This window comes from Streptomyces sp. NPDC054840, assembly GCF_053611065.1.
The window spans coordinates 1-9,686 of the sequence record NZ_JBSGZP010000248.1 but is presented as its reverse complement, the minus strand read 5'-3'; the positions used below and the strand labels follow the sequence as shown (position 1 = coordinate 9,686).

Genomic DNA, 9,686 nt, shown 5'->3' with positions numbered 1-9,686 from the left:
GGTCAGGAGTTGCCGTCGGAGTCCGAGTCGGAGTCCGAGTCGTTCTGTGCGGTGACCTTGCCGGTTTTCGGGTCCACCGACGCGTTCCAGGTCTTTCCGTCGGATCCCTTGACCTCGACGTGCCAGTACGGGGCCCTGCCGCTGTCGTCGTCGGCGTCCCACTCGACGGTCCACGTCGTGCCCGGGTGGGCGGCCACGGCGGCCTTGGCGGCCTGCGCGGCAGTGATCTTGGCTGCGAGCAGGCCCTTGTGCTCACCCGGGTTCTCGTTCGTGTCCACGTTCTCCCGGGAGACCTTGCCCGTGGCGGCGTCGACCTCCAGCTCGGCGTGGCCCTTGCCGTCCTTGGTGATCACGTCGACGTGCCAGACGTTGCCGTCCCTGTCGATGGACTCGACCAGGCCCGGATAGTTCTTGAGGGCGGCGGCGATGGCCTGCTCGGCCGAGACGTCGACTCGGGCGGCGGCGGACGCGGGGGCGGTTCTCGCCGCGTCGGCGGTCGCCACGGCGGCGGTCGACACGGGAGCCGCGGTCAGCAGGACCACGGACGCGGCGGCGGAGACGAATACGTTGCGCTTCATAGGGAGGACCTCCTCAGGCCGGCCCGACGGACAAGGGCCGGCAGCGAGCGTTCCCCGCCATTGTCGGGCCGATGGCCGTCCGGGGCGCGACGAGTGCGCGCGGTCCGGACGGCTCGGCTCCGGCCTCAGACCTTGCCGCGGTTGTCGCGCAGGTGCTCCGCGACCGGGGTCAGCGAGGCGCGCAGCGCTGCCAGGGCATCCGGCGGCAGCAGGTCGATAAAGTGCTGGCGGACGGACGCCACGTGGTGCGGGGCGACCCGGCGCATCGTCTCCATGCCCTCGTCGGTGAGCACCGCGTACAGGCCGCGGCGGTCGGACTCGCAGTTCACCCGGCGGACCAGGCCGGCCGTCTCCATGCGCGTGATCTGGTGCGAGAGCCGGCTCTTGGACTGCAGCGTGGCGGTCGCCAGATCGCTCATCCGCATCCGGTGGTCCTGGGACTCCGAGAGGTTCACGAGGATCTCGTAGTCGTTGTTGGTGAGTCCGAAGGGCTGGAGGTCCTTTTCCAGCTGGTGCATCAGCAGCCTGCTGACGTCCAGGTGGGTGCGCCAGGCGCACTGCTCGGCGTCGGTCAGCCAGCGGGTCCCCCCGGACGGAGTCTGGGGATGGGCGGCCGTCTCGGTCTCCATGGTCTCCATGAATGAACTCTACCTAAAAAGTTGAATTGCGTACAAAAATCAGCTCCGGGGGATCACAGTCCGAGGCGGCGCTGGAGATCACCCAGCTGTCCCGGCATCCGCGGCACACCCAGCTGCCCCATCGGACCCTGACCGGCCCCCGGAACGCCCTGCGCGTTGCCCGTGGCCGCACCGGCGCCGACCGTGCCGATCGCCTGCTCCGCCATCAGCATCTCCGACGACTGCAGCAGCACCGTGCCGGCGCCGACGAACTCGAACTGGTGCTCCTCGCCCGAGCTGCCCCCGATGCCGGTCAGCGAGCGCAGTCCGCCCATCACGCCCGTCATGTAGCCGTGGTCGTAGTGGTGGCACGGCGAGGGGCAGTCCGCCCAGCCCACCAGCGCCTGCGGGTCCACGCGCAGCGGCGGCTCCATGAACACCACCGGTCCGTTGGACGCCGCCACGAACTTCCCGGTTCCGATCAGCGTCAGGAAGCCCGGCACGATCGACTGCTTCAGGGCGAGCGAGGGCTGGTACGCGAGGAGGTTGCCCGAACGGATCGTCAGGTTGCCGTTGTCCAGGTCGTACGAGTTCACGTCGAAGGCCCGGTCGGCCAGCAGCATCTTGCCCGAGCCCTCGGCCACCACCCAGTCACTGGCGTGCAGCGGCGAGTGGAAGCTGGTGCGCAGCAGGCGGTCGAAGCGGCCGTTTCCGATGCCGTTGAACTCGATGTGCCCGTAGTACGAGATCATCTTGCCCTTCTGCAGGAACCACTGGCTCCCTTTGAGCTCCACGCAGAAGGTGTACGCGTTCACGTTGTCGTCGGAGGGCAGCGTGTACGGGTCGAAGACCGTCGGGCCGCCCGGTCCGCCGGTCACAGGGCCAAAGTTCACAGCTTCTCCTCGGAGGCCTGTACGTACACCGCGCCCTGGCCGGACAGCTCCAGCTGGAACGCCTCGCCCGAGCCGCGCCCCACCATGTCCCGCCAGCCGAGCGCCGTGGAGAGCTTGTTGCGCACGTCGCCGTGGTGGGCGACGTACGCCTGCGGGTCCACGTGGATCGGGCGCTGCGGGGTGATCGGGAGCTCGATGACCCCGCCGTGGGCCATGACGGCGACGGAGCCGTGACCCTTGAGGGTGGTGGTGAAGAGGCCCTGGCCGGTCACCTGGCCGCGGACCATGCCCATGACCCCGCCCTGGGAGCCCATGAACATCGTGCCCTGCTGGAGGGTGCCGTCGAAGGCGAGCAGCCGGTCGGCCTCGACGTAGAGGGTCTCGCCGGTCAGGCTGATCACCTGGATGTGGTGGCCGCCGTGGCCGAACATCACGGTGCCGCTGCCCTCGACCGCCATCAGCGGGGTCTGCTCGTTCGCCACCCGGCGTCCGATCATGCCCATGACCCCGCCCTGACCACCTGTCAGGCTCGGGGTGAAGGAGACCTCGCCGCGGTACGCGAGCATGGCGCCGCGCTGGCTGTACATCTTCTGACCCGGGATCACCTGGGCCTCGACCATCTTCGAGTTGATCTCGCGGAACGGCATCAGATGTCGCCCCCGACGGTGTTGCGCTCGCTGGGCTGCACGTAGACCAGGCCCTCGCCCTCGAAGCGGATCTGGAACGCCTCGCCGGAGCCCTCACCGATGAGTGTGCGGAAGTTCACACCGGACTGGAAGGACTGCTGGAGGTTTCCCGTGTGCGCGATGTACGCGCCAGGGTCGACGGACAGCGGGTACTGGGCGCTCACGCGCAGCACCACGGCCGGCCCGTCGGACATGATCGCGGCCTGGCCCGAGCCCTCGACGGTCGTGGTGAACAGGCCGTTGCCCGTCGTCGCGCCGCGCAGGCCGGTGAAGGTGGTGCCGGTACGCAGACCGGCGTCGGTGCACAGCAGGTTGCTGGACTCGACGTAGAGCTTGTCGCCGCGCAGGTCGACCAGGTTGATCTCACTCGCGCGGTCGGCGAAGAAGCAGGTGCCGTGCCCCTGCACTTCCATCACTGTCATCTGTTCGCCGGTCAGCCGGCGGGTCACCATGCCGCGGAGGCCTTCGCCGCCGCCGGTCATCTTCTTGAAGGCCATCTGCCCGTCGTACGCGACCATGGAGCCGTTCTTCGCTTTCACGGCATCCCCGGTCAGGTCGACGGCCAGCACCTTGCTGCCTTGGAGTCGGAACTGAGCCACGGGAAGACGTTATCGGCAGCGGGCGACCCCGAACAGGGCCCTGTGGACGATATATGCCACACCCGGCGGATATGGGCAGGACCGATCGCCGGTCCCGGCCCGCCCGCGGAGGCCGCGGCGGGGGAGGGCCCGGGTCAAGATCCCGCAAAGGGGCTGAGACACTGGGAAGGACCCTGGCCTCCACCCCGAAGGTTCCACGTGGACATCAAGACCGCCTCCGCCCTGCACCGACTGCGACTCGTCTCCGTTCCGGAGGCGCTGTCGTTCCCGGCCCTGCTGATCTTCGGCTCGCTGCTGAGCCGGATCTCGGACATCGACTACCTGTTGATGCCGCTGGGTGTTCTGCACGCGATCCTGTTCATGGTCTACGGGGTGCTGCTGCTGGACGTGTGGAACAAGGCCAAGTGGCCGTTCAAGAAGGTCGTCTTCTTCTTCGTCCTCTCCGTGGTGCCCCTGGGCGGCCTGTACGGCGACAAGCTGCTCAAGCGGGAAGAGGCGGACAGCGTGGTGGCGGCCCGCGTCGCGCGCGAGGCGGCCCAGGCGTGATCGTCGCGTTCTCGGTGACCCCGCTGGGGGTCGGTGAAGAGGTCGGCGAGTACGTCGCCGACGCGGTCCGGGTGGTCCGCGAGTCCGGGCTGCCGAACCGCACCGACGCGATGTTCACCACGGTGGAAGGCGACTGGGACCAGGTCATGGACGTGGTCCGGCGTGCGGTGGCCGCCGTCGAGGAGCGGGCGCCGCGGGTCTCCTTCATCCTGAAGGCCGACATCCGCCCCGGGGTCCACGACGGGATCACCTCCAAGGTCGAGACGGTGGAGCGGTACCTGGCCGAGGGCTGAGCCACCCTCACCGCCCCACTCATTTTCGGCCCGTGGACGCCCGCGCCACGCACGAGCGGGAACGGGCTGCCGGATACGTCGCCCTGCTCGGGCAGTTGCCGGCCGCCGGGCAGACCTGCCCGTCCTTGCCGCCGTCACCTCGACGGGCTCGGTCTGTGGATCGAGGAGCCGGAGAAGGTACTCACCCGGCTGCCGGCGGCGGCCCCGCTGGACGGATACACCGGCCGGGCCGGGCTCAGGGGGCGGGGTCGCCCGTGGTGAGCGCGATCGCCAGCGGCGTGCGCTCGTAGCGGACCTGGTGGCCGTGGCGGGCGGAGATGAGCAGCCCCGCCGCCTGCAGGACCCCCAGATGGGCCGAGACCGTGGACGGGGCCAGACCGAGCCGGTGGGCCAGCGCCGTGGTGGAGGCCGGTTCCTCCAGCGCGCACAGCACCTCGGCCCGGGCCCGGCCCAGCAGCCGGGCGAGCGCGCCCGGGGTGCTCTCCCGGGCCGGGGTCCACAGGGCACCGATGCCACGGGCCGGGTAGACGATGGTGGGCTGCCAGGGCGGGTCGAAGCCGCCCGCGATCCCCGGCCAGATGAAGGCGCTCGGCATCAGGAGCAGCCCCTGGCCGCCCAGGACGCGCTCGTGGTGACTGGGCCGCTCGATGGTCAGGGTGAGGGAGGCCGGGTCCCAGGCGAGGCCCGGGTGCAGACCGTCGAAGAGCGACTGGAGCCCGCCGGCGGCGAGGCGCCGCGAGTGGAACAGGATGTCCGCCTCCAGCAGGGCCCGCAGCCGTGGCCAGTGCGGTTCGATCAGCAGGCTCCAGGTCCGCTCCATCAGGTCGGCCAGGTCGCGCACGGCCCGCGCGGGATCGGCGAGCAGGGCCCGGCCCAGATCGCTGTCGAGGGCGCCGGGCGTGCAGGCCAGCGACTTGCGCATGTCCTCGCGCGCCGTGGCCGGGTCCGCCCCGCGGATCAGCGCGAGCTCCTCCTCGAAGGAGACCCCGGGGCCGCTGGGCGGCGGGCCGATGAAGTCCGTACTGTGCCCGCGGTGCGGCATCAGCAGCCACAACGGCCGCAGGTCCAGCCCGTCGGCCGCGGCCCGGATCTGCCGCAGCCAGGGCAGGTGGTAGCCCTGCCGCTCCGTGAGCTTCAGTACGCGGACCGCCTCCTGCGTCTCCCACGCGGGCGACAGCGCGAACCGGCACCGCAGCAGGTCCTCGTGCCCGAAGTAGTGGTGCAATCCCACCTCGGCTCCCTCCTCTCTTCGCGTACCCGAGCAGATGCCTCCGAGGAGGACTCTGCCCCGACATTCGGCCTCGGACGAATCTCTGGAGCGCCGGAGGGGGCCCCGGGACGCTGTTTCCATGCCAGCCGACACCCAGGCGCCCGGGCGGTCCGCACCGCCACCGGGCTACCGCTCCGTGTTCCGGGTCCGTGAGTTCCGGACCGTCTTCGCCGCACACCTGCTGTCCGTGCTCGGCGTGGTCGTCGCCGAGATCTCGCTGTCCGTCCTCGTCTACCGCACCACCGGCTCACCCCTGATGAGCGCGCTCACCTTCGCCCTCGGCTTCCTCCCGTACGTCCTCGGCGGCACCCTGCTCGCCGGGATCGCCGACCGACACCCCGCCCGCCGGGTGCTCGTCTCCTGCGACCTCGTCTGCGCGCTCTGCGCGGCCGCCATGGTGGCGCCGGGCACGCCCGTCGCCGTGCTCCTCGTACTGCGCTGCGCCATGGCCTTCGTGGCGCCGCTGTTCCAGGGCACGCGCAACGCCTCCCTCTCCGACATCCTCGGCACCGGCGACGCCTTCGTCCTGGGCCGCTCGCTGCTGCGTATGGTGGCCCAGAGCGCCCAGCTCATCGGTTTCGGCCTCGGTGGGCTGCTGCTCACCGTGCTCGCGCCGCGCGCGGCCATCGCCCTCACCGCCGCCGGCTTCCTCGGCTCCGCGGTGCTGCTGCGGCTGGGCACGCGCGGCCGCCCCGCCCGCAGCTGCGCCCGTACCTCCCCGCTCGCCGGACTGCGCGCCGTCCTCGGCCGGCGCCGACTGCGGGCGCTGATGCTGCTGTTCTGGCTGCCGCCCGTCTTCCTCGTCGTGCCCGAGGCGCTGCTCGCCCCGTACGCGGACGGCATCGGCGCCGGCACCGCAGCCCTCGGCCTGATGATGTGCGCCATGCCCGTCGGCACCATCGCCGGGGAGCTCTGGGCCGGCTCGGCCCTCACCGCCCGGACGCGTTCGCGGATCGTGATCCCGCTCGCTTCCGCCGGGCTGCTGCCGCTCCTGCTCTTCGCGGTCCGGCCGGGCCCGCCCGTGGTCCTCGCCGCCCTGCTGCTCGCCGGGCTGGCGCACGCCTACACCCTCGGACTGGACCAGTGGTACGTCGACGCCGTTCCCGACGAGCTGCGCGGCCGGGCGATGACCCTGCTCAGCACGGGGTTGATGACCCTCCAGGGGGTCGGCATGGCCCTGGCCGGCCTGGCCGCCGAATTCCGCCCGGTGCACGAGGTCGTCACCGGCGCGGGGGTCCTCGGTACGGGGGTCGTCCTGCTGCTCCTGGCCGAACTCCGGTCCGCCGCCCGGCAGGAGGAACGACTGAGGGATGAGACGGCCCTCGCCGTGAAGTGACCTCCCGGTAGGGTCGGATGCGTGCCCAAGCCGCTCAGCCTTCCCTTCGACCCCATCGCCCGCGCCGACGAGCTCTGGCAGCAGCGCTGGGGACCCGTGCCCTCGATGGCCGCGATCACCTCGATCATGCGCGCGCACCAGATCCTGCTCGGCGAGGTCGACGCGGTCGTCAAGCCGTACGGGCTGACGTTCGCCCGGTACGAGGCGCTGGTGCTGCTCACCTTCTCCAAGGCCGGCGAACTGCCGATGTCCAAGATCGGCGAGCGGCTGATGGTCCACCCGACGTCGGTGACCAACACCGTGGACCGGCTGGTGAGGTCCGGGCTGGTCGCCAAGCGGCCCAACCCGAACGACGGCCGCGGCACCCTCGCCTCCATCACCGAGAAGGGCCGCGAGGTCGTCGAGGCCGCCACGAAGGACCTGATGGCCGTCGACTTCGGCCTCGGCGTGTACGACGCCGAGGAGTGCGGGGAGATCTTCGCGCTGCTGCGTCCGCTGCGCGTGGCCGCGGCGGACTTCGAGGAGTAGCCGGAGGCCGGGGCCCGTGGCCCGGGCCCGTGGCCGGGGCCGTGGCGTGCGCCCGGGGCCGCGTCAAGATCGACCAAAACGGACGGCTAGGCTCGTCGGCATGAAACGAAGCGTGCTGACCCGCTACCGCGCCATGGCCTACGTGACCGCGGTCATGCTCCTGATCCTCTGCGCCTGCATGGTGGCGAAGTACGGCTTCGACACCGGCGCCGACCTGACCTTCGTGGTCTCGCAGGCCCACGGCGTGCTCTTCATGATCTACCTGGTCTTCGCCTTCGACCTGAGCTCCAAGGCCCGGTGGCCCTTCGGCAAGATGCTCTGGGTCATGCTCAGCGGAACGATTCCGCTGGCCGCCTTCTTCGTCGAGCGCAAGGTCCGCGCCGAGGTCGAGCCGCTGGTCAGCGACTCGCTCGCGACCGCGAAGGCCTGATCGCCTCCGCGAACGAGGCGAGCGTCACCCGCCCCCGGGGCGAGTCCCCGGGGGTTTGCCATCGACATTTACTAGGACGTCCTAGTAAATTCATGGGTATGGACGCTGACGCCATCGAGGAAGGCCGCCGTCGCTGGCAGGCCCGCTATGACAAGGCCCGCAAGCGCGAGGCCGACTTCACCACGCTCTCCGGCGACGAGGTCGAACCGGTCTACGGCCCCCGGCCCGGCGACGCGTACGAGGGCTTCGAGCGCATCGGGTGGCCGGGCGAGTACCCGTACACCCGCGGGCTCCACGCCACCGGGTACCGCGGGCGGACCTGGACCATCCGGCAGTTCGCCGGGTTCGGGAACGCCGAGCAGACCAACGAGCGCTACAAGATGATCCTGGCCGCCGGCGGCGGCGGGCTCTCCGTCGCCTTCGACATGCCGACCCTCATGGGGCGCGACTCCGACGACCCCCGTTCCCTCGGCGAGGTGGGCCACTGCGGGGTCGCCATCGACTCCGCCGCCGACATGGAGGTCCTGTTCAAGGACATCCCGCTCGGTGACGTCACGACCTCGATGACGATCTCGGGTCCCGCCGTCCCCGCCTTCTGCATGTACCTGGTCGCCGCCGAGCGGCAGGGCGTGGACCCCGCCGTCCTCAACGGCACGCTCCAGACCGACATCTTCAAGGAGTACATCGCCCAGAAGGAGTGGCTCTTCGAACCCGAGCCGCACCTGCGCCTCATCGGCGACCTCATGGAGTACTGCACGAAGGGCATCCCGGCCTACAAGCCGCTGTCCGTCTCCGGCTACCACATCCGTGAGGCCGGGGCCACGGCCGCGCAGGAGCTCGCCTACACCCTCGCCGACGGCTTCGGCTACGTGGAGCTGGGCCTCTCGCGCGGGATGGACGTCGACGCCTTCGCGCCCGGTCTGTCCTTCTTCTTCGACGCGCACCTCGACTTCTTCGAGGAGATCGCCAAGTTCCGCGCCGCGCGCCGGATCTGGGCCCGCTGGATGAAGGAGGTCTACGGGGCGAAGAGCGAGAAGTCCATGTGGCTGCGCTTCCACACCCAGACCGCCGGTGTCTCCCTGACCGCGCAGCAGCCGTACAACAACGTCGTACGCACCGCCGTGGAGGCCCTCGCGGCCGTGCTCGGCGGCACCAACTCCCTGCACACCAACGCCCTCGACGAGACCCTCGCCCTGCCGAGCGAGCAGGCGGCCGAGATCGCGCTGCGCACGCAGCAGGTGCTGATGGAGGAGACCGGCGTCGCCAACGTGGCGGACCCGCTGGGCGGTTCCTGGTTCGTGGAGCAGCTCACCGACCGGATCGAGGCCGAGGCCGAGAAGATCTTCGAGCAGATCAAGGAGCGCGGCCTGCGCGCCCACCCGGACGGGCAGCACCCGATCGGGCCGATCACCTCGGGCATCCTGCGCGGCATCGAGGACGGCTGGTTCACCGGGGAGATCGCCGAGTCGGCCTTCCAGTACCAGCGGTCGCTGGAGAAGGGTGACAAGCGCGTCGTCGGCGTCAACGTGCACCACGGGTCGGTCACCGGGGACCTGGAGATCCTCCGGGTCAGCCACGAGGTGGAGACCGTTCAGGTACGGGAGCTGGCGGACCGCAAGGCCCGTCGCGACGACGCGAAGGTCGACGCGGCGCTGAAGGCGATGCTGGACGCCGCCCGGGACGGGTCGAACATGATCCCGGCCATGCTGGACGCGGTGCGGGCCGAGGCCACGATGGGCGAGATCTGCAACGTCCTGCGCGACGAGTGGGGCACCTACACCGAGCCGCCGGGCTTCTAGGCCCCGGGCTCCGGGCTTCTAGGCCCCGGGCTCCGAGCTCCAGCCCCCGGGCGGGAGTCGCCCACAGGTCCACACGCCCGGAACGGCCGGTCGTGCCCCCCCGTACGGTGG

General features: G+C 70.7%; 12 protein-coding genes. 6 read left to right on the top strand and 6 right to left on the bottom strand.

The annotated features are described in order from the left end of the window. Positions 1-2 precede the first annotated feature (2 nt). From ACWGIU_RS19080 to ACWGIU_RS19060, 5 genes are all read right to left on the bottom strand, one after another. Positions 3-578, bottom strand: a complete 576-nt coding sequence (locus ACWGIU_RS19080; protein ID WP_453707272.1) for a PepSY domain-containing protein — start codon at positions 576-578, stop codon at positions 3-5. A gap of 125 nt (positions 579-703) precedes the next feature. Beyond that, the gene (locus ACWGIU_RS19075; protein WP_453707276.1) at positions 704-1,207 is read right to left on the bottom strand and encodes a MarR family winged helix-turn-helix transcriptional regulator; all 504 of its coding nucleotides are present in this window, start codon (positions 1,205-1,207) and stop codon (positions 704-706) included. Between the two features lie 62 nt (positions 1,208-1,269). Further along, a complete protein-coding gene (locus tag ACWGIU_RS19070; RefSeq protein WP_453707274.1) occupies positions 1,270-2,073 on the bottom strand; it encodes an AIM24 family protein in 804 nt (267 codons plus the stop codon). Positions 2,074-2,084: 11 nt separating this feature from the next. Beyond that, positions 2,085-2,735, bottom strand: a complete 651-nt coding sequence (locus ACWGIU_RS19065; RefSeq protein WP_453707270.1) for an AIM24 family protein — start codon at positions 2,733-2,735, stop codon at positions 2,085-2,087. Then, complete coding sequence (locus tag ACWGIU_RS19060) at positions 2,735-3,373, bottom strand: AIM24 family protein (protein WP_453707268.1); 639 nt, start codon at positions 3,371-3,373, stop codon at positions 2,735-2,737. Before ACWGIU_RS19060 ends, ACWGIU_RS19065 begins: the two co-directional genes overlap by 1 nt. Before the next feature lie 198 nt (positions 3,374-3,571). On the opposite strand from ACWGIU_RS19060, the gene ACWGIU_RS19055 reads away from it, so the two are divergent. Both ACWGIU_RS19055 and ACWGIU_RS19050 read left to right on the top strand, forming a co-directional pair. After that, on the top strand, positions 3,572-3,919 hold the full coding sequence (locus ACWGIU_RS19055) for a DUF3817 domain-containing protein (RefSeq protein ID WP_453707266.1): 348 nt from the start codon (positions 3,572-3,574) through the stop codon (positions 3,917-3,919). After that, a complete protein-coding gene (locus ACWGIU_RS19050; RefSeq protein ID WP_453707264.1) occupies positions 3,916-4,212 on the top strand; it encodes an MTH1187 family thiamine-binding protein in 297 nt (98 codons plus the stop codon). Before ACWGIU_RS19055 ends, ACWGIU_RS19050 begins: the two co-directional genes overlap by 4 nt. Positions 4,213-4,447: 235 nt before the next feature. Here the strand turns inward: ACWGIU_RS19050 and ACWGIU_RS19045 are convergent, their stop codons facing one another. Further along, a complete protein-coding gene (locus ACWGIU_RS19045; RefSeq protein WP_453707262.1) occupies positions 4,448-5,443 on the bottom strand; it encodes a DUF5937 family protein in 996 nt (331 codons plus the stop codon). Between the two features lie 118 nt (positions 5,444-5,561). Here ACWGIU_RS19045 and ACWGIU_RS19040 point away from each other — a divergent pair, with 118 nt between their 5' ends. The 4 genes from ACWGIU_RS19040 to ACWGIU_RS19025 all read left to right on the top strand — a co-directional run bounded on the left by ACWGIU_RS19040 (position 5,562) and on the right by ACWGIU_RS19025 (position 9,575). Beyond that, positions 5,562-6,818 carry an MFS transporter gene (locus ACWGIU_RS19040; protein ID WP_453707260.1) on the top strand — a complete coding sequence of 419 codons (1,257 nt, stop codon included), beginning with the start codon at positions 5,562-5,564 and terminating at the stop codon, positions 6,816-6,818. A gap of 21 nt (positions 6,819-6,839) precedes the next feature. Next, on the top strand, positions 6,840-7,346 hold the full coding sequence (locus ACWGIU_RS19035; RefSeq protein ID WP_453707259.1) for a MarR family winged helix-turn-helix transcriptional regulator: 507 nt from the start codon (positions 6,840-6,842) through the stop codon (positions 7,344-7,346). Between the two features lie 100 nt (positions 7,347-7,446). After that, positions 7,447-7,776: a DUF3817 domain-containing protein gene (locus ACWGIU_RS19030; protein ID WP_202199671.1), complete on the top strand. Its 330-nt coding sequence runs from the start codon at positions 7,447-7,449 to the stop codon at positions 7,774-7,776. A 98-nt stretch (positions 7,777-7,874) separates the two neighbouring features. Then, complete coding sequence (locus ACWGIU_RS19025; protein WP_453707257.1) at positions 7,875-9,575, top strand: acyl-CoA mutase large subunit family protein; 1,701 nt, start codon at positions 7,875-7,877, stop codon at positions 9,573-9,575. Positions 9,576-9,686 lie beyond the last annotated feature (111 nt).

What these genes read in the sequence shown, in the direction of transcription:
- ACWGIU_RS19065 (WP_453707270.1), bottom strand. Translation starts at nt 2,735, where the DNA reads ATGCCGTTCCGCGAGATCAACTCGAAGATGGTCGAGGCCCAGGTGATC.
- ACWGIU_RS19040 (WP_453707260.1), top strand. Translation starts at nt 5,562, where the DNA reads ATGCCAGCCGACACCCAGGCGCCCGGGCGGTCCGCACCGCCACCGGGC.
- ACWGIU_RS19080 (WP_453707272.1), bottom strand. Translation starts at nt 578, where the DNA reads ATGAAGCGCAACGTATTCGTCTCCGCCGCCGCGTCCGTGGTCCTGCTG.
- ACWGIU_RS19025 (WP_453707257.1), top strand. Translation starts at nt 7,875, where the DNA reads ATGGACGCTGACGCCATCGAGGAAGGCCGCCGTCGCTGGCAGGCCCGC.
- ACWGIU_RS19075 (WP_453707276.1), bottom strand. Translation starts at nt 1,207, where the DNA reads ATGGAGACCGAGACGGCCGCCCATCCCCAGACTCCGTCCGGGGGGACC.
- ACWGIU_RS19030 (WP_202199671.1), top strand. Translation starts at nt 7,447, where the DNA reads ATGAAACGAAGCGTGCTGACCCGCTACCGCGCCATGGCCTACGTGACC.